Origin of the sequence: Brucella grignonensis, assembly GCF_002252505.1 — a bacterium.
Taxonomy (GTDB): domain Bacteria; phylum Pseudomonadota; class Alphaproteobacteria; order Rhizobiales; family Rhizobiaceae; genus Brucella; species Brucella grignonensis.
Genome location: NZ_NNRL01000166.1, coordinates 15,974 through 38,051 on the forward strand (window position 1 = coordinate 15,974; position 22,078 = coordinate 38,051).

The window sequence follows — 22,078 nt, forward strand, 5'->3', positions numbered from 1 at the left end:
TCGTCAGCAAAGGCTGGCATCATTCCAATTAAATCGTATTGATCAGGAACAGTTGTATGTTGAGGCATCTGTTTGTAACCCTTCTCTTTTTCGTCGCGGCGGGATCCTGCGTTGCGAGAGCTGACGACGACTGCCATGTATCTATGGACCAGTGGCAGCCCAGGGAGGTGGTTCAAACCTTAGCGACGTCGCGCGGCTGGACTGTAACGCGGATCAAAATTGACGACAGCTGTTACGAGGTTCGGGGTTCCGATGAAACGGGGAAGGTCCTCAAGGCCAAGATCGATCCGGCTACACTGGCAATCGTCAAGATGAAACAAAGGGATCAGAGAGATGATCGTCATGGATCAAAGCATGGTGAAGATCAGCCGCCGGGCGCAGCCGCTGGACATGTCCTACCTTCTAACCCTCTGTTTGAGAAGAGTTCCCAACCGAAAGCCATCTTATAATAAGTAGCCGGCGCTGCCCTTCAAGAGCGCCTTTTTAAGAAAGTCCTGTCATGCCTCGCAATCCTGACCGTTACTCGAAAAGCATGGTTGTGGTTCACTGGCTCACCGCCGCTTTGGTCCTTGGAGCCTGGTTCACCTCGGTGGGTGGACGTCGTGTGGCGGAAAATCCGCCTTTGTTGCATTTTTCGCTGGGGCTTGCGGTGCTCGTGCTTGTCTTGCCGCGTATTCTTTTGCGGCTTTCTGGTGCTGCACCATCAAAAGCTCCGGCGCAGGGGATGCTTGCAGTCGCGGCCAAGGCCGGGCATGCGGTGCTCTATCTGTTTCTGATCGGCTTGCCGCTCAGTGGCTGGTATGCCGCCTCGCGGATTGGTGCTCCCATTTCCTTCTTCGGTCTTTCTGTGCCAGCCATTACCGCACCGGTGCAAGGCGCACCCGGATTGATTGCCGACCTGCATGAAAATGCCGGCACCATCATTCTCTTTCTGGCCGGCCTCCATGCGCTGATGGCGATATGGCACCAGTTCGTTCTGCGCGACGGTACACTCAAGCGCATGTCGCTGCACTGATAAAGGCCAGATCATCATAGATTCTTGAGACGGCGAACCTGTTAGCAGGTTCGCCCTTTTCGGTTCATGTCAAGACAACCGGATTGTGCTTTTTTCTGACGAAGCGCCGAAGCAGAAACCGCGCTTGTGTCAGGCGGCGTTCAGCTCGTCTTGCGAGAATAGCCGGAATGAATACGGGTCCGGTTATGGTTTGCGTGCTTACCTGGAAACCGGACAGCGATCTGATGTCGCGCTTGCGCTCGACGTTGGTCTTGTATCGGACGGCGCGTTTGATATCGGCTTGGGCGATGCCGTAACTGTCTGGGAGGGGGCCTTCCGAGGCTCCCGACCATGATCGTCGAGCAGCCCATTCGGTTCTCGCCCTTCAGGATGCGGCGGTCGCCACATCGGGCGATTATCGGCATTGGGTTACCGTCAAAGACCGCCACACCATGGACCCGCGTCTTGGCGCGAATCTGTGCTGAAGCCACCTGCATCAGTCACCGGCGTGGCGCTGGCTATGCGATTGCGCCTCGTTGCGCTGGCTTTATTGCGCGCTGGAGAATCCGCAATGCGGTGCAAAGCGGTAGGTGAATTATTCACCAGTTCACATTCTGGCCTGCAGCCACGATCTTCAACTGATGGTTGGTGAGATTCTCAACGCCCGAAGCGCATTGAAGATAACAGCGACATCAATCACCTCCTGGAGCAATGCACCCTGTACAGGTAACAGGTAACCGAATGCTGCGGCAATCATGGCGATAACTGAAAGGCCGATACCCACCACTACACTTTCGATAGCAATGCGCCTTGACTGCTTCGCAATCTCTATCCCGGTGCGCAGTCTGTCTATTCTGTCAACGAGAAGAACGACGTCAGCTGCTTCTGCCGATGCGGCCGCTCCCCTTGCACCCATAGCAACGCCGACATCAGCCGCTGCAAGCGCAGGTGCATCGTTGACGCCGTCTCCGACCATCATGACGGGGCCGTTCTTGCGCTCGCTGAGTACGGTCAGCAACTTTCGATCAGGTGAAAGTTCGGAGTAGATGGCGTCAAGCCCCAAACCCTTGGTGATGCGTTTGGCCACCGCAGCGCGATCGCCTGTCGCCAGCACTATTCGTTTTACGCCGTCTTTGCGTAAATCGCGTAACGTATCAACCACATCGCCGCGCAACGGATCGGCCATGATGATATTGCCCGCGATGCTACCGTCTATCGCGACTGCAACCAAGGCTGCCCCGGCGTCTGTACTGGGGATTTCGATCAGCTTTGCGTTGGTTTGTCTTTCAACGAAGCTGTGTCCGCCGACAACGACGCTTCTACCATTGATCCAGCCGGCCACTCCATCCCCCGCCAGTTCGCTAACGTCAGTCGGCAATACAAGATCTATACCGCGTCCCTGAGCGGCCAATACAAGAGCCTGAGCCATTGGGTGCTTGGACACTTGGTCAAGGGAAGCCGCGAACCGCAATATCTCATTTTCACTGAATCCTGGCTCAACGTGGATTGAGGCGATTTGCGGCCGTCCGTCTGTCAGGGTTCCGGTCTTGTCCAACACCAGTGTATTGATACGGGCCATATTCTCCAATGGACGAGCGCCCTTGACCAACACCCCAAAATGAGCGGAACGCGACAGTCCGGCAACAAGAGCGACGGGCACCGCCAGGATTAGAGGACATGGTGTTGCCACGACGAGAACGGCCACCGATCTTATTGGGTCTCCCGTTAACCACCAGGCACCGAAGGCAATCACGACAGTCGCGATCAGAAAGCCGACAGACCACCGATCCGCCAGTCTCGACATCGGAGCTTTTGAATGTTGGGCTTCTTCTACGAGGCGAACGATGCCAGCGTAGGTGCTATCTTTCGCTTCATGTCTGGCAACGATATCAAAAGCATCACCAGCATTCATTGATCCGCTCAGCACATTAGCTCCCGACTCGAGCGAAACTGGAAGTGATTCTCCCGTCAGTGCGGACGTATTTACGAAGGCCTTCACAGAAACGATACTTCCGTCAACGGGAATGACATCCCCCTGACGGATCAGCAGGCGGTCACCCGGTCGAACAGTATCAACGGCAATCTCCTCGAGATGGTCATCGATATAACGCATCGTCGTTCGCGGCGCACGGGACAGCAAAGCATGCATCTCACGACGTGCTCGTCCTTCGGCAAAACTTTCAAGGAATGCTCCACCGGTGTACATGAGGGCGACAATCGATGCTGCCAGCATTTCCCCAAATGCCAGCGCGGCCGACATCGACATTGCCGCGACGATATCCAGCCCGAACTCTTTTCTCCATAAGCTCCGGAGAATTTCGACGAGCAAGGCTGCCAGCACAGGCACGGTGGCGACAATCCAAATTAGCCGCGCGCCATATGAGTGGCCGGAGAAGTACAAGCCGAGCCCGAATACAAGTCCGCAGAAGGCAAAAATTAAAAGGATTGTTTTTGATCGATCTTCGACCGAACGCCGCATCTTTCATGTTTCCCCAGCATGCAGAATGAACGGGTTATAGGGTGCATTGTCCCGCCTCACACTGATTAGGATCAATCATCTTCACACAACTTGCTGTCGAAAATTTATAAGACATCGTCAGACTGCCGTACCGACCAAGGCGCCTATACCCGCCGTGAGTGCCATTGCCAATGCGCCCCAAAATGTAACGCGAATGGTCGCCTTGGTCACATTTGCTCCTCCTGCCTTGGCTCCAACTGCGCCAAGAAGTGCCAGAAACAGCAAGGAAGCGATGGCAACTGTGTAAAGCAGGATCGAAGGAGGCGCGATGATGGCCATTATGAGCGGCAGTGCAGCACCGACCGAAAAGGTGGCGGCTGACGTCAGCGCCGCCTCCACAGGGCGCGCTTCCATGTGCTCTACAATCCCGAGCTCGTCACGGGCATGTGCTTCAAGAGCATTGTGCGTGGTCAGCTGTATTGCCACCTGTCGCGCCAGGTCGTGGGTCAGACCGCGATCAATATAGGTTTGCGTCAACTCATCGAGTTCTGCTTCGGGCTGTGTTTCGAGTTCTTTACGCTCTCGGGCGAGATCTGCTTTCTCCGTGTCAGACTGAGAGCTGACCGAAACATACTCACCAGCCGCCATAGACATCGCGCCCGCAACAAGACCTGCGACGCCAGCAACCACTATCTGCGTTGTTCCAGTCGAGGCAGATGCGACGCCCATGATCAGGCTGGCTGTTGAGACAATGCCGTCATTGGCTCCCAGAACTGCGGCGCGCAGCCAACCGATCCGGGATACGAGGTGGCCTTCTGCATGCAATCGGCCCATTTTTACACCTCCAGTCGATCAAAGTTCGCGATGATAGCTTTATTGAGGGCTTATACCAACGGATTCGAGACTTTCGGGGTGTCACAACCGTCCCAGGTGATCAACGCTCCGTCTCTTTGGAAAATTTTGAGTGGGAGCTATGAAAAAAGCCTTGCGATGCACACTTGAAAACAGCAAACAATATACATTATATTATTTTATATAATGATATTTGGAGGCAAAAATGCCCGTCACGACAGTATCCGAGAAGTTATCGGTATCTTCGCAACTGAATCGGGAGGAACTCAGTTCGCTGCATCGCAGCGGCTTCAAAACACTCATCAACAACCGTCCCGATGGTGAGGATGCAGATCAGCCCGGAAACCGGGCCGAATGCGATGCAGCCCATCAATGTGATCTTTCCTATGCTTTCATTCCGGTCACCATGAACTCGATCACTGAAGCCGACGTGCGGGCGTTTCAGGCAATGGTCAGAAAATCTGAAGGTCCCGTGCTCGCTCATTGTAAGACAGGTACGCGCTCGCTCAGCCTTCATCTTATCGGCGAGGTGTTGGACGGGCGCATGTCTGTCGAGGAAATCGTTTCGTTCGGGCATGGGCACGGTTTTGATACCAGCGCAGCTGCGGCATGGCTTAATCGCTTTGCTGACCGTCACCCGCAGGTGAAAGGATTTTTCGACAAGCGAACCTGGAGCATTCAGTACGTGGTGTCCGATCCGGTAACCGGTATGTGCGCAATAGTAGATCCCGTTCTTGACTTTGATGAAAAGTCGGGTTCAACGGCGACTATCAATGCCGATGCAATTCTTGATTACGTCCGCGATAACGGCCTGACTGTCGAATGGATTCTCGACACCCATCCACATGCCGATCATTTTTCTGCAGCTCAATATCTGAAGGAAAGAACCGGAGCGAAAACAGCGATAGGCGAGCATGTAATCGACGTCCAGAAACTGTGGAAGGGGATATATAACTGGCCCGAGCTTGCCACCGACGGCTCGCAATGGGACCGGCTATTTGCCGATGGCGAGACGTTCAAGGTCGGTTCTATCGATGCCAGGGTCATGTTCTCCCCGGGGCATACCCTCGCCTCGATCACTTACGTGGTCGGTGACGCCGCTTTTGTGCATGACACAATCTTTATGCCTGACAGCGGTACGGCGCGGGCCGACTTTCCCGGCGGCGATGCGAGAGTTTTGTGGAAGTCGATCCAGGAAATCCTCGCACTTCCCGACGAGACGCGGATATTCAGCGGTCATGATTACCAGCCGGATGGGCGTTCACCGCGCTGGGAAAGCACGGTGGCGGAACAGAGAAAGTTCAACCCACATCTTGTCGGTCTCACGGAAGAGGCGTTCGTTACCTTACGAACCAAGCGAGACAAGGCGCTGCCGATGCCAAAGCTCATCCTGCATGCCCTGCAGGTGAACATAAGCGGTGGGCGCCTACCTGAGCCGGAAGCCAACGGTAAGCGCTACCTGAAATTTCCACTGGATGCATTGGAAGGAGCTGTATGGGAATGACTATCGACAAGACGACAATGATGAAGATCAAGCTATCTCCGGCAGAACTTTCCTCGAGCGCGCTCGAAGTGGCAGACCTGCTAAAGACATTATCCCATCCAGCGCGCCTGATGATCGTCTGCACCTTGATGGAGAGTGAATATTCTGTTGGAGAGCTTGAAGAAAAAGTCGATGTTCATCAACCGCACCTGTCGCAGCACCTGACGGTCCTGCGCGGCTCCGGGATCGTCGAGACACGACGGGAAGGAAAGCAAATCTTCTATCGGCTCACAGAAGACAAGGCGGCACAATTGGTCGTCTCTCTCTATGAGATATTCTGCGTGGAGAAAGAAAAATGAGTTCTTACTTGTCCTCGCTCATCGGAGGGATGCTGATTGGTGCTTCCGCCTCGATGCTTTTGATCCTTAACGGTAGGATTGCCGGAATTAGTGGAATTGTCGGACGTCTCATACAGGGAAACAGTCTGTCGATTAACTTCGCCTTCGTTCTGGGTCTCATATCTGGTCCAGTCATTTACCTATATGCGTTTGGCAACTGGCCACCCGTACAAATCACCGCTGGCTGGCCTCTGATCATAGTGGCCGGACTACTTGTCGGCTTTGGTTCGCGCATGGGATCTGGCTGCACCAGCGGTCATGGTGTGCTAGGGCTTGCTCGTTTGTCACCACGATCTATGGCAGCGGTTGCTACTTTTCTGACAAATGGAGTGGTTGCGGTTGCTGTTCTGAGGGGTCTGGGTCTATGAACCGTAAGATCTATCAATTCTGCGTCGCTCTTGCTTCCGGCGCTGTTTTTGGCTTCGGGCTGTCTTTGTCTGGAATGCTGAACCCGGCCCGCGTTCAGGGCTTTCTCGACATTTTCGGCGCGTGGGATCCAAGTCTTGCCTTTGTTCTCGGCGGTGCTGTCATCGTGGCTTTCATTGGCGTCCAGATAACGAAGCGGATGCATCATCCTACCTTCGATAACAGTTTTCATGTGCCAACGAGCCGGCGGATTGATAGGCCACTTATCATTGGCTCGGCGCTGTTCGGTCTGGGATGGGGCATTGGCGGTTTCTGTCCCGGTCCCGCTATTGCATCGCTATCGGTTGGGTTACCGCAGACCGTCCTGTTCGTTATTGCCATGCTAGTCGGAATGATCGTGCATGACAGAATTTGGAGCAGACGGAGTTGAGTCATTCGATCCTTGCGACACCGCTGCTCCTTTAAGTCCTCAAGTCTGAGACGGAAAGTATGATCATAGAAGAATAAACCCTATCGTTGCCAATGACATAACCACAACCGCCAGCCATCCCAGACCAACCATCCATATGGGCGCTGTCAGTCGTCCCATAATGCGACGGTTGGTGGCCATTGCCAGGAGAATTATCATCAGTGGCGTGGCCAGGACACCATTGATAAATGCAGCCCAATACAATGCGCGTATCGGATCTATTGTGCTGAAACCAAGAACTACACTACCGATCGTTGCAGCGGCGATTGTGCTATAGAACGCCTTGGCTTCGCGAGGGCGCCGATCCAGACCTTCCGGCCATCGAAACATCTCCGCAACAGCGTAGGCTGCGGAACCAGCTAATACTGGAACTGCGAGTAGTCCGGTGCCGATAATGCCAATCGCAAAGGCGACAAATGCGAACTCTCCGGCGATGGGTCTCAGTGCCTCCGCAGCCTGGGCTGAAGTTTCGATCTTGGTGATGCCGTTGGCATTGAGTGTGGACGCGGTGGCTACAATGATGAGTAGCGCGATGACATTGGAGATTGCCATTCCGATTAAAGTGTCAGTCCTGATCCTGGTGAGTTCGGTGTGTGCTGTTTTGGGAGACGCAATCAACCGCCGGACATGTCTGCGATGCAACTCTTCAACTTCTTCCCCTGCCTGCCAGAAAAACAGGTAGGGGCTGATCGTTGTACCAAATATCGCGACCAGAGCCATCGCATGTTCCTTGTCGAAGACAAGTCGGGGAATGAGTGCACCTTGCAGGGCGGTGGTCCACGGCACATTCACCGTCATTACGACAGCGGCATATGTAAACAGCGAAAGCGTCAGCCACTTGAGAACTGAAGCATAGTGTTTATAGCTCACCAGTATTTCGAGCGTCACACAAAGCACCGCAAAAGCCAAAGTGTAAAGGATTTCGGGGCCACCGGCAAACAGTCGCATGGCAGCTCCCATCGCTGCAAGATCGACCCCAATGTTGATGAAATTGGCGAGGAACAGCAACACAACAGCTCCACGCAATAGCCAAGGCGAATAATGTCGTCGCAAGTTTTGCGCAATGCCTTGTCCACTTACAACACCAATCCCGGCGCTGACGCCCTGCATTGCAGCCATTAAAGGATAGCTGAACAACATGGTCCATCCGAGCGAATAGCCAAACTGTGCTCCCACCTGACTATAAGTTGCGATCCCGCTTGGGTCATCATCTGCTGCACCTGTGACTAGCCCCGGGCCCAAGGCGCGCAGGAAGCTGATAGGCTGGCGCGGATGCTGATCGTGATAAGGGGTTGAGTTGTGCTGCTCCATGTGGACTCTGCTGCATGGCGTCAATACGTGCTTCAGGAACATAAACAGTGAAAGTACGGTTCTCGAGCACTTCCCACTTCTCGGGATCGCTGGTCAGTTTTTGCGGGACCTTACGACGAGAACAGAAGTCTTCCCCAGTGTGACGAGTTTATTTGCGTGGCTTCCAAGAAGCAAGCACAACGTCTCGCTTAAACGCAGTAGACGATGCAAACTTCATCTCGGTTTCGATCTCGACGGTAGCGAGATTGTTTTGCCTGATCTTCCGGGTCAGATCAATGGCCCCGTCGATAAGTTTATTGCCGATGGCGGTTACGATGGTGCGCCATTCTGCGATCTGTTGAAGCCACGCCTTGGTGATAATGCGGAGGTCACCATTCCTCCATCCAAGACTATAGTTCCCAGTCCACAATCAGCCCAGTCGCGCTGAGGCCCTGATGGGTCGATGGAGGACGGTGATCGGATCCATGCAGCAAAGCCGATACGGGGAGTGATGTTTGAGGCTGGACTAAAATCCTGTCGTTGTTTGATAGTGTTCTGAATTCACTCCGCAGCACCCTTGTATTTGACCGATGAGGCCGCCCAGCGCTGCGGCCGACGAAACAAGTCCCCGGCTCCCCTGAAACGGGATCGCACAAACTGCGCCAATGAGTTTGAAGGCCCTGCCAATTAATTTGACGGGCAGTCCTCTGACCGCCCTTATGGGATTTTGTCTGTAGCGCGCTGAGAATTCGGTGATATTGTGATCGCGATTGCGTCGGAAGTGATAAGCGAGGGTGAGGCGTGAGGCTGGCACGGTTTCGTACACAATAGCATCGTGCGCCCAGCCGGTCTTGGCGCCGAGGCTCTTGGCTGTCGCCCATAAGTTCCAATCTTCACCACCGGAGAGATCAAATTTTTGATCGAAGCGGAGGCCTGTTTCCCGGAAAAAGCTCAAGTGTCCCATCCAGCTTCCCGTTGCAATTTTGATAGTATGACCCTTACCAGACAGCGCTTTTGTTTTGCATTTGCGTTCTGATTTCAGACTGCTGTGTTTTATACCAGACCATACGATCTTCTGCATAAGGCTCAAATCCCTTCCAAAAGGGACAGGACGAACCGGCGATCCGATTATATCGAGATCAAGCCTGTCACGCTCCGCAAGCAAATTGATAAGCCAGTCTTTTTGTACTTGCTCGTCATCATCAACATAGACCAGAAAGTCATAGCCATTGTTGATTGCGTAATTCAGTGCGAAGTTTCTGACAGCACAGATGCCAGGTTTACCTTGGTTGAAATAGGCAACTTCCGTATCTGCGACAGAAGACCGGAATTGGTTGACGATCTCGTCCAAAGAACAATGATCTTTATTCTCGACGATCAGGAATGAAACCTTATCCACCGCCGGGCGGGTCATATCACTTAAAGAAGTGAGCAAATTAGCCAACATCTTTGGTCTGTCTCGTGTTGCCACGGAAACACAAATATGACGCCCCATTCTAAACCCCACCTTCAATTCATGAATTGCCCAGCGGTGATTTGACCGGGAAGCTCAGAATTAGCTATCACTGAAACTTGGTATTTTATGAGGTCGCTTAGATTGGGCATCAAGGTAGGACGCCAAAAATGCCTAAACTCAGGGATATGCCGCAGGTTCTGCCAGCTTTACTTGGTTCTCCAGTCAGCGGGTGATATTTGAGAAACAACATGAATCTGAGATCATTTATTATCGCATCGCAGTGGGACCGGCGGGTTTCAAAATCCTGTCTGTTGAGGATGTTTCGATGGCGATGATGGTTCGAAACACTGCGCCTTCTATTTTAGGGGGCAGACGACAGTCATCTTCGGGGCCAGCTGGCTCGGGCCGCGCCGAGACTACCAAGGTCATTGCCAGCGGTCACAAGTGTGGTTTCCTGTGCGGCGGTTCAATCACATATCGGAGCAAATTGTGCGTTATAAGACGTCGCGCGAGGCTGTGAGCGATTGCATTGTCTATGTTATAGAAGGCCGCGAGATTAAGATCTCGCGGCGAAATTTTAGTGTCCAACGATTTGGGCGCTGGATGATCTGTGGCCTGCGGGAAATCCCCGCGACCGGGCACGCCAGGCCAAAATCAAGCCCACTATCAGCAATAGAACGACAGCCCAAGAGAATGAGGAAACACCATAGGTATTCAGGAGTATGCCGCCGACAATCCCGCCTCCTGCGACAGCACTATTCCAGGCTACGACATTCATTGACAGTGCGACATCTGCACCGTCTCCCGCTGTATCTGCCAACGCCGTCTGTAACAGGGTTGCAGCTCCGCCAAATGTCAGCCCCCAGATCGCAACGCCTGTGAACACAAGAGTTGGTGATGCAGGTAATAATGCGAATGCCAGTGCTATCATCGCGAATACCAGAAGACTGGCTAGTACCGTCTTGCGCAAGGCTCGGTCTACGAGTTTCCCAGTAACTCCAATACCAGCAAGAGCTGTGATGCCAAAAACGAGCAATACAAGATCGACGCGATTGCTCAGTCCAGCTGGGGCAACAAATGGCGCGATATAAGTATAGAGGATATTGTGGGCGAGCATCCACATGATCACGACTGCCAGAACGGACAGTACCCCCGGCGTCTTTAAAACCTTTGTCAGCGGGATGCGTCCGCCTTTTTTGATCCCGGGATAATCGGGAACTTTTGCAATAACCCAAAAGACGAGTGCGACGGTCAAAGCTGACATAATCCAGAATGTCGCGCGCCACCCCACCGCCGCTCCAAGCCAGGTTCCAATCGGTACGCCGAGTGATAAGGCTATGGGAGCGCCAACCATAGCGATTGCCATCGCTTTTCCCTGTTGATCGGGAGAAACCATCCGTCGCGCATATCCGGCCAGGAGGCTCCAAGCCAGCCCTGCTGCTACGCCTGCAAAGAACCGCGAAGTCAGCGTAAGCCAGTAATTGTTCGAAACAGCCGTAACCATGTTGAAGACCAGAAAGCCCGCAAGCGTAAGAAGCAGAACATTACGGCGCCTCCAGCTGCTTGTCGCGATGGTAAGCGGAATAGCTGCGAGGAGAGACCCAACTGCGTAAGCAGTTACAGTTTGTCCGGCCAGAGCTTGAGAAACCTCCAATCCATTTCCGATTTGCGGCAACAGGCCGGCTGGGAGTGTTTCGGTGACGATACAGATAAAGCCTGACATTGCGAGAGCGAGCAGGGCAGCTATTGGTAATTTCGCCTCTCTTTCGGCTGGAAAGTTTGCGGTTGTTACAGTCATCAGGAGTCCTTACATATATAGATCGATCATTCCATATATGTGGAGATTTGGCTCTTGGCAACAAATTATGGATCGACTAGTATATATTTATACGAGGAGAATATAATGGTACGCACTGGACGCCCGCGAGAATTTGACAGAGAGAAGGCCCTTGACGCTGCACTGATGCTGTTTTGGGAACAAGGATTTGAGCCGACATCACTCAATCAGCTGAAAGCGTCCATGGGGAATATATCTCCGGCGAGTTTTTATGCGGCCTTTGGATCCAAGGAGAGCTTATTTCGGGAAGTGGTCGAACGCTATCAGTCCACTTATGGACAAGTTACATCAAGTCTTTTCGATCTCTCATTGGCTCCTCGGGACGCAATAGAGTTGGCGCTAAGAAAATCTGCACAGATGCAAAGCGATGAGACTCATCCTCCCGGCTGTCTGATTATTTTGGGGGCGAGTAATTGCGCGCCTGATAATCGCCATGTGGATGAGATTCTTGCAGCAGATCGTCAACGCAATCGCCTCGGGATAGAGCAATGTATCAGGCGTGGTATTGCGCAAGGCGAGCTTTCCGAGCGAACCGATGTGTCGGCTTTGGCCGGAGTGTTTCACACATTTCTAATGGGTATAGCATTTGAAGCGAAAGACGGCACGAAGCGCGATCAACTGGATCGCGCCGTCACGATGCTGATGAAGATTTGGGATATGAATCGTTTATCGTAGTATTTTATAGTTTTGTTTGGATTAGCCGCTCACAGTTCCCGGAAGATCAATATTCTAGTTTCAGGCATGTCCCATTGAGCCAGGCCTGAAACTAAAGCGCATCTTTTTAATTATCGCCCATCAGTGCGTTTGGCGAAACGCAGGATAACGAAACCAGCACTGCCGGCGATAAGCGAACCGATCAAAATTCCAATTTTTGCTTCGTCCTGCAGCAGAGCATCATTGAAGGCGAGAAGTGAGATAAACAGGCTCATTGTGAAGCCAATGCCGCATAAGAGAGTGGTACCGAGCATTTGAGACCAGCTTGCGCCAGCTGGCAAATCCACAATACCCGTTTTGACCAATAGCAAAACGGCACCGAAAATTCCCAAGAGTTTACCAAGAGCCAGTCCGGCAGCCACACCTAAGGTAACTGGAGCAAATATCGCGTCCAGACCCAATCCAGAGAAACTCACACCGGCATTCGCAAAGCCGAATATCGGTACAATGAAGAATGCAACAGGCTTGATCAGGCTATGTTCAAGCAGATGCAAGGGACTTTCGGAAATGCTGGCTTCTGGCTTTGCCGGTGTGCGTGTGATCGGAATGGTCAATGCAAGCAAAACACCAGCAATTGTTGCATGAACGCCTGAGCGGTAGGTGAAGAACCAGAGTAAAATACCGACCAAGAGATAAGGTGTCAGACGCTTTACGCCTGCAAGATTGAAAGCCAGAAGAACCGCGAAAACACCTCCGGCCAAAGCCAGATCGATTACCGAAACGCCAGACGTATAGAAAATCCCAATGATGATCACAGCGCCAAGATCGTCGATGATCGCAAGAGCGGCAAGAAAAACCTTTAGAGACGTTGGAACCCGAGAACCGAGCAACGAAATGACACCGAGGGCAAATGCAATATCGGTTGCAGCTGGAATTGCCCAACCATGGGAAGCGCCGTTGTTAAGATTGAACGCAAGATAGACCATTGCGGGAGCGGCCATACCAGCAGCAGCTGCTGCCCCAGGCAGAATGCGGCGCGGCCAGGAAGAAAGATGACCATCAACCATCTCGCGCTTTATCTCCAGGCCGACCATCAAAAAGAAGATGGCCATAAGTGCATCGTTTACCCAATGCTGAATGGAAAGAGGCCCCAGATAGACATGCAGTGTACGGAAATAGGTCTCCGCAAGCGGAGAATTGGCGACAAACAACGCGGCAATCGCTGCTGCTATCAACAACAAGCCACCTGAAGATTCACTGTCGAGAAAATTGCGAATAGTACTTTGAATGCGACCAGCCATGGCAGCTCCCTGAAAGAAACGGTTAAACACAGTCTCCGTATTCAGGGCAGTCCCTGGGCGCACGCAGCACACGCCTTGCGTTAAGGTAGCAATTAACGCTGAGATTTCAAGCGCTGCTTGTCGATAATGCTCATAGTCGATTTGGTGCTGGCCTCGTTCTCCTATTGAATCACACCAATCTTTAGCTTGACGGAAGAGTTGGTGTCGTAAGAAAAGAAGACAAATGTGTATCCGAGCGCTGCAACAGCGATGCAGAGTCTGAGACAGTATGCGACATGAGAGAGATAAAGAAGTTATGAGCCACGAGCTCCATGATCCGGGCGGTAAGGTTCGCCTCAAGGTTAAATCGGAAATCAGGGGCGATGCTCTATTCTCGGAATGCGGTCGCTATCGGCGCCTCCTCACGCGCGACTGGGATGGAGCGGAGAAGGATGGTTATGTTCTATGGATCGGTATGAATCCGAGCACTGCCGCATTCAATGTCGATGATCCCACTGTTTTTAAAGAACAGAAATTCACACGCCGTTGGGGTTATGGTCGGTACGTGAAATGCAATGTCATGGATTACCGTGCAACCAATCCGAAGATGTTACTGGAACAAGGTGTTATTCCTTGCACGCAAGAAAACCTGCAAACCATTGTCGAACAGGCTTTGGGCGCTGAAATTGTTGTGATGGCATATGGCTCACTTCACAAGAAACTGGCACACCACGGGCAGGCTGTGACCGATGCTTTGAGAGCAGCAAAAGTTAAGCTCCACGCCCTAAAAATTACGAACAACGGCTCGCCGGGACATCCTTTATATCTCAAGGATACGAGTGAACTGATCTCCTATTAGTTTTCGCGGACCAATCTAACTGCCAATCACTGGCAGCGAGTTTAGAGCGCATCCCGAAAAGTGTGAAACGGTTTTCGGGTAAGACGCACGTTAGATCAAAGGTTTAGAGCGCTGATCTGATTCAATCAGATCGAAACGCGCTCTAATAGCTGTTCTGAAATAAACATCAGATGATGGAAAGACAAAACACGTGACGAACAAGCTTCTTCGTAACCAAGCAGGATTTGCTACCCGGGCCATTCACGTTGGACAGGAGCCTGATCCGCTGACTGGTGCTGTTATCCCCCCGATCTACCATGCCACAACCTATGTACAGGACGGCATAGGTGCCAGCAAAGGCTATGATTACAGCCGAAGTGGCAACCCGACACGCGATGCATTGGAGCGTTGTCTCGCCGATCTTGAAGGTGCGGAAGTAGCTTTCGCGTTCCCGAGTGGCCTTGCAGCGGCCGCGACTTTGCTCGAGGCGCTTCCCGCTGGCTCGTCGATACTAGCCCATAATGATCTTTACGGTGGTGTCTACCGACTACTTGCTGATGTTCGACCGCTCACCGCGGGTCACAAGGTCAGTTTTGTGGATTTTTCTGACGAAAGCGCACTGAGCCAAGCTGTTCTTGATCATAAGCCAAGTTTGCTCTGGTTTGAAACGCCTTCCAATCCCACTCTTCGAATTGTTGACCTGTCTCTGGTTGCAAAACTTGGGGCGGAAGCCGGTGCGATCACCGTGTGTGACAGCACTTTCTCATCGCCTGCAGGGCAGCGTCCGATAGAACATGGTATCCATGTTGTCGTCCATTCAGCCACCAAAATGTTAAACGGACATTCAGACCTTCTTGGCGGTGTTGTGGCAGTTTCCGCCCATGCTCCAGCCAAGCTCGGCGAACGGATCAAGTATCTGCAAAATGCGCTGGGATCAGTGATGTCTCCGACAGATTGCGCGCTGTTGCACCGCTCTCTAAAAACGCTTGAGATCCGGAGCATCCGGCAGTCAGAAACGGCACTCAAGCTGGCCAATAGTCTTGAAAGCAAAGCCCACGAGCTTGGGTTGAGCAGAGTTGTTTATCCGGGGCTGATAAGCCACCCGCAACACGCAATGGCTGCGCGGCAAATGATTAATTTCGGCTGCGTCGTTTCTGTTGAAGTTAAGGGCGATCTTGCTCGGGTCGAACGCATCCTGACATCGACGCGTTACTTCCACTTTGCTGTCAGCTTAGGCAGCGTAGAGAGCCTCATTCAACACCCGTTCTCGCTTACGCATGCCGTTGTGCCCGAGGATCAGAAGAATGATCTTGGAATTGGTCCTCAACTGATCCGCATTTCTGTTGGTCTTGAAGATCCGGAAGATCTGGAAGCCGATTTGGTGCAGGCGTTGATCAATAGCCGGTAGCGCACGCAATTATGTCTGAGGTTGAGCCTTTTCTTGCTTGAACTGCTCTATTGGCCAGCTTGTCTCTCTCCAAGAGATAACCCGGATAAGTCATGATCAGCCAACCATTTCTATGCTTAGTGGTTGGCGTGGTTCCGAATCTCGACGCTGACCAAGCAAGAGGAAGACGGCCAAATAAGCTGCCATTAAAGCCGTGATTGGAAGGGCTGGCCTGATCTTCTGGGTAATCCCATTTTCGTCAAACAACAAAGAGAACAGCACCGCCGGTTAAACCAGCGCCTGCGGCGGTCATCAATAATTGCTCGCGTGGCTCAAATGGCTTTTGTTGATGCTGGACAGAGAGCGACAACGGGATGGTTGCTGCTGATGAGTTGCCATAGGTGGCGATTGTGCGGACCATTTTATTCTCCTCAAGTCCCAGATTGTGACACACCGCATCGCAAAGACGGATATTGGCCTGGTGGGGGATGAAATGGTCAATTGCAGAAGCTGTTATACCTGCTTCGTCCAGTACCTGACGTGAGGTGTCTGTCATCAGATCGACGGCACGGGTGAAAACCTCGCGCCCGTCGCGCATTGTCATCAGAGAATGATCTGTAGGGGTCTCCGGCGAAAAAGGCCTGTTGCTCCCGCCCGCGGGAATGGTGATGAGGCCATAACCACTACCGTCTGATGCCATTGCTGCCGCTTTAAGGCCACTTTGTCCGTCTTTGCATGGGGCCAACACAACTGCGCCTGCAGCGTCTGCGAATAAAACTGCACTCGCCCGTTCCGACGGATTGATCCTGCGACTGAGAATATTTGCGGCCACGATAAGCACCGCTCTGCCTTGCGTTCGTACAAAGCCATCAGCAAGTGTCAACGCATAGAGGAAGCCTGAACAGGCTCCGGTTAGGTCGACGGCACCTGAACGATTTAAGCCAAGCTTATGTACAAGCAGCGGTGCTGACGGGGGTAAAAGATGATCCGGCGTGGAGGTTGCAAGCAAGGTCATCGCGATTTCGTTCGGTGCAATCCCCGCTCTGTCGAGTGCCATTTTTCCGGCTGCGGCTGCAAGGTCGCTTAATGTGTCGTCTTCCGTTGCCCAATGGCGCCTTTGAATCCCGGTACGCCTTTCTATCCAGCCTTTTTCAAGACCAAGCTGGTTTTCAATTTCCGCATTGTGAACGATACGCGACGGTACGGCATGACCAAAACCGGCAAGACGGGAAGAAAGCGTGGTCATCAGGCAACCTCCGCTAAAACCATTGATGCGACCTCATCAATCGCGTCATAGGTGGCAGCAAGTTCTTCAGCACTGGTGCAATAGGGCGGCATCAGATAGATGACGTTTCCCAGCGGGCGTAAAAGTATGGCGCGTTCGCGGAATAGCTGACGCAAGCGTGGTCCTACTTCGGCCATATAGCCGCTGGAAGGCGAAGCAAGATCGAGGGCCGCAATAGTGCCGCATTGCCGGACATTGGTAAATCGCGCGTCATTCTCGAAACGCTGCAAGTGACGCGTATGTTGTGCAGCAAGCTGCGCAATGCGCGCCTCAACCGGTTCACTGCGCCAGACTTCCAGATTGGCGACAGCGGCGGCGCAGGCAATTGCATTGGCTGTATAGGAACTGGAATGGAAAAAGGCTTTGCTGCGGTCTTGCGATAGGTGCGCATCGAAGACCTCCGCAGTGCACAGCGTTGCCGCCAGTGGCAAAGAGCCTCCGGTCAGGCCTTTTGAAGTGCAGAGAATATCGGGCGTAATGCCTGCCTGATCACAAGCAAAGCGCGGGCCGGTACGTCCCCATCCGGTCATCACCTCGTCAGCGATAAACAGACAACCGTAACGATTGGCTATTTCTTTAAGTGCACAAAGTACCGCTTTGTCATAAAATTTCATGCCGCCTGCGCCAAGCACCAGTGGCTCAATGAGAATGGCAGCGACTTTTCCAGAACGGCAAAAGCCGTCAAACGCATCAAGGGTCTCCTGTTCTTTCCCCGCATCGGGAAAGGGAAGCCGGTCCACGCCAAACAGCAATGGTTCAAACGGGACGTTGAACACGCCGCGCTCTCCCGCAGACATGGTGCCGATGGTGTCACCATGATAGCCATGCTCCATCACCACAATGCGATCACGCACGATGCGGCGATTGTAGAAGCTCCCCAGCGCCATCTTGATCGCGACCTCGACAGCTGTTGATCCGCTGTCGGAAAAGAAGACATTGCTTAGGCCTTGTGGGGCAAACTCGAGCAGGCCTCTGGCGAGAAACTCAGCAGGTTCGTGGGTGAATTCGGCAAAAATAATCTGATCTAAACTCTCAGTCGCCGCGCGGATTGCATCCATAATGATGGGATGACGATGACCGTGTGTTGTCACCCACCATGACGAGATGGCATCGAAGATACGAGTGCCGTCTTCATCGAACAGGTAAGCGCCCTCGGTCGCGACAACGTGCTTCATCGGCGGTACAAGGGCATGTTGCGCAAACGGATGCCAGACAGGAGAGCGGGTCATGCTGGTGTCTCCATCAGGGATGCCATATCGAAATTCTCATGGAAGGCTTGGCTGAGATTTTCTTTTGTCAGCTCGTCCAAAATGGGCAGGCGCCCGAGTATTCTCACTTGTCCAATCTTGGCAATGATTGTCTGCGTGTCGATATTTTCAGCGCCGATGAAGGCCACGCTATGAATAGGAATATTGCGGCTGCGCAGCGCTTCGATGGACATCAACGTATGATTGATCGTGCCAAGCGATGTACGGGCGCAGAGAATGACAGGAATGCGCCAGCGCGCGAAGACATCTGCGAAAACGGTTGTGTCGGTCAGCGGCACCAGCAGGCCGCCCGCGCCTTCTATGATCAGTGGGCTGTTGCAGGCGGGTGGTTCAAGCCGGGTCGGATCGATTTCTACGCCCTCAAGTTGCGCGGACAGGTGAGGTGAGGCGGGTGCTTTCAGGCGATAGGCTTCCGGCAATATGTGCGCCGCTGGCACGCCGCTTAGACGAGCAACGATCTCGCTATCTGTTTCTTCATCCAGTCCCGATTGTACAGGTTTCCAGTAATGGGCGTTGAATGTGCCTGTGATAGCCGCAGAAAACACTGTTTTGCCTATGCCGGTATCAGTGCCGGATATAACGTAACGGAGGATCATGCCATGTATTCTTTCATGGTTGCGGCGAGGCAATCCAGCATATGCGAAATCTGTTGTTGATCGACATTGAGTGTGATGGAGAGACGCAGACGCGCTGTGCCCTCTGGCACGGTCGGCGGGCGGATGGCACGGACATCAAAGCCTTGCTCCTGAAGAACCTCGGCAATTTGCACGGCTTGCGTATTGTTGCCAATGATGATCGGCTGGATATGCGATCCGCTTGGCGTGATGCCGAAACGCTGTTTTAATGCCTCGCCCGCAAAGGCAACCTGAGCACTGAGCGCTTTCCGCCGTTCAGGTTCATCATTGACGATACGTAGTGCTTCGCGAACACCGGCTGCCATAAGCGGCGACGGTGCAGTGGAATAGATGAAAGCCCGTGCACGATTAACGAGATAATCTGCCAATACTTTTGACATAACAAGCAATGCACCCGACATGCCAAGCGCCTTGCCGCAGGTATGCAAGACCAGCACGTTTTCTCGGCCCTCTAAGCCTGCCGCAAGTCCGCGACCACCAGTACCGAAGATGCCGGTGGCATGCGCTTCATCGATCACCAGAAAACCGTCATGATGATCGGCAACTGCGGCGAGTTCGGTAAGCGGTGCCTGGTCCCCATCCATCGAGTAGAGGCTTTCCACTGCAATCCAAGGGCGCCCTTTGCCGCCTTTGTTGCGCCAGTTTTGGATTGCTTCATCAAAGGCAAGTGCATCATTGTGGGGGATGCTGATGGATGCAGCTTTGCCAGCCGCAATGCCTTCATGGGCGCTGGCATGAATAAGTGCGTCATGCAGAATGAGATCGTCACGTTTTGGCAAAGTCGCGAAAAGCGCGAAGTTGGCCATATAACCACTGCCGAAATAAAGAGCGCTTTCTGCACCGAAAAAAGCGGCGGCTTCCATTTCGAGAGTTTCGTGTTCCAGATGGTTGCCACGCAGCAGACGCGAACCTCCGGCTCCAGCCGGAACCCCTCTATCCATCGCTGCAAGGATTGCTGCTTTCATGCGTGGTGCATTGGCAAGTGCGAGGAAATCATTCGACGTGAAGTCTATGCCACACAGGGATGCCAGTCTGCGTAGTCGTGCTTTGCGTTGCAGGCCTTCCAGTGCGATTGAATAGTTGGCGAGCATGGTCATCAACTGGTTGCCGGTTCCGATGACATGGGAGAAATGCCAAGACGATTAAAAAGAGCAGTATCGTGGTCTTCGCCGGGATTATCGGCCGTTAGCAGCGTGTCGCCGATAAAGATTGAATTCGCGCCAGCAAAAAAACACAGCGCCTGCATTTCGTCGCTCATTTCGGTGCGTCCGGCAGACAGGCGCACATGCGAGGTCGGCATCAAGATACGCGCCAATGCAATTGTGCGGATGAAGTCGATTGGATCGACAGGCGTTGCATTTGCTAATTTTGAGCCGGGAATGGGGATCAGCTGGTTGATTGGTACACTTTCCGGCGGCACGGGCAGATTAGCGAGCGTCAGCAACATCGAGATGCGATCGTCGATTGTTTCACCCATGCCCAAAATTCCACCAGCGCAAACCTTGATGCCTGCCATACGCACAGTTTCCAGCGTGTTGAGCCGGTCTTCAAACGTTCGGGTGGTGATGATTTCGGAATAGAAACGTTCGGACGTGTCGATGTTGTGATTGTAGTAATCGAGCCCGGCTTGGGCGAAGTCATGTGCTTGCTGATCTGTCAGCATGCCCAGTGTCATGCAGGTTTCCATGCCGAGCGCTTTCACGCCTTCAACCATGGCAACAAGTGTGTCCATGTCACGATCTTTCGGGCTACGCCATGCTGCGCCCATACAATAGCGCGTTGCACCTGCATCCTTGGCCTTGCGTGCTTCTCCGAGTACCTTTTCAACTTCCATCAGTTTTGAGGCTTTTAGGCCGGTCGGGTAGCGAGAAGATTGGCTGCAATAGCCGCAATCTTCCGCGCACCCGCCGGTTTTTATCGATAAAAGGCGACTCATCTGTACCGCATTGGGATCGAAGTGCTCTCGATGAACGCTCTGAGCGCGGAACAGCAGATCATTGAATGGAAAATTATAGATAATATTGGCTTGATCGATGGTGTAAAAGGGCAATTCTGACGTGTTGTGTTTCAGTCGTTGTGATTTTGGTGTCCGAACTTGCATGAGATGGCGTCCTCAAGAATCAAATTATAGATATAATTTATAATTATTGATAATAAGACGAAATGCAACTACCGCTTCTGCGTTTTGCACGTGCTGCCGCGCGGAGGAGGGCTGATCGACGCTGTATTCAGTGGCTTTGTAAGCGTTTTGGTATTTCGAAATTGGTGAAACTTAATCTGCTGGGCGCGGCAGTCTCTTGACAGAAAGCTTTACGTCGCCGAGTGTAACTGGACTAGTGGGTGAACCAGTAGATCAGTGGAGTCCCGTTTGAACGTTGTTCACGATCTTTTACTCGATAAGAGTGCAGGGCTCGGGCGTAACCTTGAGCGGCGCACCATTCGCGATGTGATCGCAGATAAGATCAGTGCCCTTATCGCGTCTGGATTGCTGAGTGTCGGTGATGAACTCCCGGGGGAAAGAGAGCTGGCGACGGCACTTTCTGTCAGCCGTCAAACTGTGCGTGGCGCCATCCAGATTTTGGCGGCGCGTGGAATTCTTGAGGTAGCTCAAGGTGCAAGAACGCGTGTGGCAAGCATCAATCTGACGGGGCTTTCCATCGGTATAACCTCTCGCCTCAATGTCGATCTTTACGATGTACATGCGGTTCATGCAGCGCGCTTGCTTGTCGAGCAGCAGATTGTCGGCGATGCAGCTGAGCGCATCTCGGAAGATGCGTTGGAATTATTGCATCGGTCTCTTGATGCTCAGGCGAGTTGCATGGATGACCCAGTCCGCTTTCTGATCTGTGATCGGGAGTTTCATGTGGCGATCTATCGCGAATGCGGGAATCCGCTTCTCGCTGATATCGTGACAGATCTTTACACTTACATGATGGAGCATCGTCGTCGCGCCATGGCACAGCCGGGTGCTGTTGAGGGGAGTTTTGCTGATCATCAGGTAATCTTGAGCGCATTGAAAAAGCGCGACCGGGTTGCAGCGATGGCAGCTTTCGCTGCGCATGAAGAACGCATTTATGTTTCCACAAAAAAATCCTTGGCCGCCGAAATTCGGTAGCCATGAGCACAAA

General features: G+C 52.8%; 23 protein-coding genes. 12 read left to right on the plus strand and 11 right to left on the minus strand.

Annotation, left to right across the window (positions count from 1 at the left end; all coding sequences use genetic code 11):
* The first annotated feature begins 56 nt into the window (after positions 1-56).
* The 3 genes from CEV33_RS20800 (at position 57) to CEV33_RS24820 (ending at position 1,479) form a co-directional block, all read left to right on the plus strand.
* Complete coding sequence (locus CEV33_RS20800; RefSeq protein ID WP_094542258.1) at positions 57-449, plus strand: PepSY domain-containing protein; 393 nt, start codon at positions 57-59, stop codon at positions 447-449.
* Positions 450-499: 50 nt separating this feature from the next.
* Positions 500-1,015, plus strand: a complete 516-nt coding sequence (locus CEV33_RS20805) for a cytochrome b (protein ID WP_094542259.1) — start codon at positions 500-502, stop codon at positions 1,013-1,015.
* 296 nt (positions 1,016-1,311) lie between these two features.
* Entirely contained in the window at positions 1,312-1,479 is a 168-nt protein-coding gene (locus CEV33_RS24820; protein WP_208620237.1) for an FAD:protein FMN transferase, read from the plus strand.
* Between the two features lie 149 nt (positions 1,480-1,628).
* Here the strand turns inward: CEV33_RS24820 and CEV33_RS20820 are convergent, their stop codons facing one another.
* Both CEV33_RS20820 and CEV33_RS20825 read right to left on the minus strand, forming a co-directional pair.
* A complete protein-coding gene (locus tag CEV33_RS20820; protein ID WP_094542261.1) occupies positions 1,629-3,473 on the minus strand; it encodes a heavy metal translocating P-type ATPase in 1,845 nt (614 codons plus the stop codon).
* 117 nt (positions 3,474-3,590) lie between these two features.
* Positions 3,591-4,286, minus strand: a complete 696-nt coding sequence (locus tag CEV33_RS20825) for a VIT1/CCC1 transporter family protein (RefSeq protein ID WP_094542262.1) — start codon at positions 4,284-4,286, stop codon at positions 3,591-3,593.
* Positions 4,287-4,509: 223 nt separating this feature from the next.
* On the opposite strand from CEV33_RS20825, the gene blh reads away from it, so the two are divergent.
* Genes blh through CEV33_RS20845 form a run of 4 tightly spaced genes read left to right on the plus strand, consistent with a single transcriptional unit; the run spans position 4,510 to position 6,981 of the window.
* On the plus strand, positions 4,510-5,808 hold the full coding sequence (gene blh, locus CEV33_RS20830) for a bifunctional sulfur transferase/dioxygenase Blh (RefSeq protein ID WP_094542263.1): 1,299 nt from the start codon (positions 4,510-4,512) through the stop codon (positions 5,806-5,808).
* Complete coding sequence (bigR, locus tag CEV33_RS20835) at positions 5,799-6,146, plus strand: sulfite-sensing transcriptional repressor BigR (RefSeq protein ID WP_094542264.1); 348 nt, start codon at positions 5,799-5,801, stop codon at positions 6,144-6,146. Before blh ends, bigR begins: the two co-directional genes overlap by 10 nt.
* A complete protein-coding gene (locus tag CEV33_RS20840; protein WP_094542265.1) occupies positions 6,143-6,553 on the plus strand; it encodes a YeeE/YedE family protein in 411 nt (136 codons plus the stop codon). Before bigR ends, CEV33_RS20840 begins: the two co-directional genes overlap by 4 nt.
* A complete protein-coding gene (locus tag CEV33_RS20845; protein WP_094542266.1) occupies positions 6,550-6,981 on the plus strand; it encodes a YeeE/YedE family protein in 432 nt (143 codons plus the stop codon). The genes CEV33_RS20840 and CEV33_RS20845 overlap by 4 nt, the downstream gene beginning before the upstream one ends.
* A gap of 63 nt (positions 6,982-7,044) precedes the next feature.
* Here CEV33_RS20845 and CEV33_RS20850 read toward each other — a convergent pair whose 3' ends face one another.
* Positions 7,045-8,331: an NRAMP family divalent metal transporter gene (locus CEV33_RS20850; RefSeq protein ID WP_094542267.1), complete on the minus strand. Its 1,287-nt coding sequence runs from the start codon at positions 8,329-8,331 to the stop codon at positions 7,045-7,047.
* Positions 8,332-8,581: 250 nt separating this feature from the next.
* Here CEV33_RS20850 and CEV33_RS24070 point away from each other — a divergent pair, with 250 nt between their 5' ends.
* Entirely contained in the window at positions 8,582-8,758 is a 177-nt protein-coding gene (locus CEV33_RS24070) for a hypothetical protein (RefSeq protein WP_167388202.1), read from the plus strand.
* Positions 8,759-8,836: 78 nt separating this feature from the next.
* On the opposite strand, the gene CEV33_RS20860 is transcribed toward CEV33_RS24070, so the two are convergent.
* The gene (locus tag CEV33_RS20860) at positions 8,837-9,805 is read right to left on the minus strand and encodes a glycosyltransferase family 2 protein (RefSeq protein ID WP_094542269.1); all 969 of its coding nucleotides are present in this window, start codon (positions 9,803-9,805) and stop codon (positions 8,837-8,839) included.
* Between the two features lie 538 nt (positions 9,806-10,343).
* Positions 10,344-11,564 carry an MFS transporter gene (locus CEV33_RS20865; RefSeq protein ID WP_208620233.1) on the minus strand — a complete coding sequence of 407 codons (1,221 nt, stop codon included), beginning with the start codon at positions 11,562-11,564 and terminating at the stop codon, positions 10,344-10,346.
* Between the two features lie 105 nt (positions 11,565-11,669).
* Here CEV33_RS20865 and CEV33_RS20870 point away from each other — a divergent pair, with 105 nt between their 5' ends.
* Positions 11,670-12,278: a TetR/AcrR family transcriptional regulator gene (locus CEV33_RS20870; RefSeq protein ID WP_094542271.1), complete on the plus strand. Its 609-nt coding sequence runs from the start codon at positions 11,670-11,672 to the stop codon at positions 12,276-12,278.
* Positions 12,279-12,388: 110 nt separating this feature from the next.
* On the opposite strand, the gene nhaA is transcribed toward CEV33_RS20870, so the two are convergent.
* On the minus strand, positions 12,389-13,558 hold the full coding sequence (gene nhaA / locus CEV33_RS20875; protein ID WP_094542272.1) for a Na+/H+ antiporter NhaA: 1,170 nt from the start codon (positions 13,556-13,558) through the stop codon (positions 12,389-12,391).
* Positions 13,559-13,853: 295 nt separating this feature from the next.
* Between nhaA and CEV33_RS20880 the strand changes: the two genes are divergently transcribed.
* Both CEV33_RS20880 and CEV33_RS20885 read left to right on the plus strand, forming a co-directional pair.
* Positions 13,854-14,396, plus strand: a complete 543-nt coding sequence (locus tag CEV33_RS20880) for a DUF1643 domain-containing protein (protein WP_094542273.1) — start codon at positions 13,854-13,856, stop codon at positions 14,394-14,396.
* Between the two features lie 190 nt (positions 14,397-14,586).
* Positions 14,587-15,783 (plus strand): trans-sulfuration enzyme family protein, encoded by a 1,197-nt coding sequence (locus tag CEV33_RS20885; protein ID WP_094542274.1) that lies wholly within the window; start codon positions 14,587-14,589, stop codon positions 15,781-15,783.
* A 238-nt stretch (positions 15,784-16,021) separates the two neighbouring features.
* On the opposite strand, the gene CEV33_RS20890 is transcribed toward CEV33_RS20885, so the two are convergent.
* The 5 genes from CEV33_RS20890 to bioB are packed head-to-tail and all read right to left on the minus strand — an operon-like array spanning position 16,022 to position 21,051.
* On the minus strand, positions 16,022-17,008 hold the full coding sequence (locus tag CEV33_RS20890; protein WP_094542275.1) for a beta-ketoacyl-ACP synthase III: 987 nt from the start codon (positions 17,006-17,008) through the stop codon (positions 16,022-16,024).
* A complete protein-coding gene (locus tag CEV33_RS20895) occupies positions 17,008-18,276 on the minus strand; it encodes an adenosylmethionine--8-amino-7-oxononanoate transaminase (protein WP_094542276.1) in 1,269 nt (422 codons plus the stop codon). The genes CEV33_RS20890 and CEV33_RS20895 overlap by 1 nt, the downstream gene beginning before the upstream one ends.
* The gene (gene bioD, locus CEV33_RS20900) at positions 18,273-18,911 is read right to left on the minus strand and encodes a dethiobiotin synthase (protein WP_094542277.1); all 639 of its coding nucleotides are present in this window, start codon (positions 18,909-18,911) and stop codon (positions 18,273-18,275) included. Before bioD ends, CEV33_RS20895 begins: the two co-directional genes overlap by 4 nt.
* The gene (locus CEV33_RS20905; protein ID WP_094542278.1) at positions 18,908-20,047 is read right to left on the minus strand and encodes an 8-amino-7-oxononanoate synthase; all 1,140 of its coding nucleotides are present in this window, start codon (positions 20,045-20,047) and stop codon (positions 18,908-18,910) included. Before CEV33_RS20905 ends, bioD begins: the two co-directional genes overlap by 4 nt.
* Complete coding sequence (gene bioB, locus CEV33_RS20910) at positions 20,047-21,051, minus strand: biotin synthase BioB (protein ID WP_094542279.1); 1,005 nt, start codon at positions 21,049-21,051, stop codon at positions 20,047-20,049. Before bioB ends, CEV33_RS20905 begins: the two co-directional genes overlap by 1 nt.
* A gap of 267 nt (positions 21,052-21,318) precedes the next feature.
* Here bioB and CEV33_RS20915 point away from each other — a divergent pair, with 267 nt between their 5' ends.
* A complete protein-coding gene (locus CEV33_RS20915) occupies positions 21,319-22,065 on the plus strand; it encodes a FadR/GntR family transcriptional regulator (RefSeq protein WP_094542280.1) in 747 nt (248 codons plus the stop codon).
* Positions 22,066-22,078 lie beyond the last annotated feature (13 nt).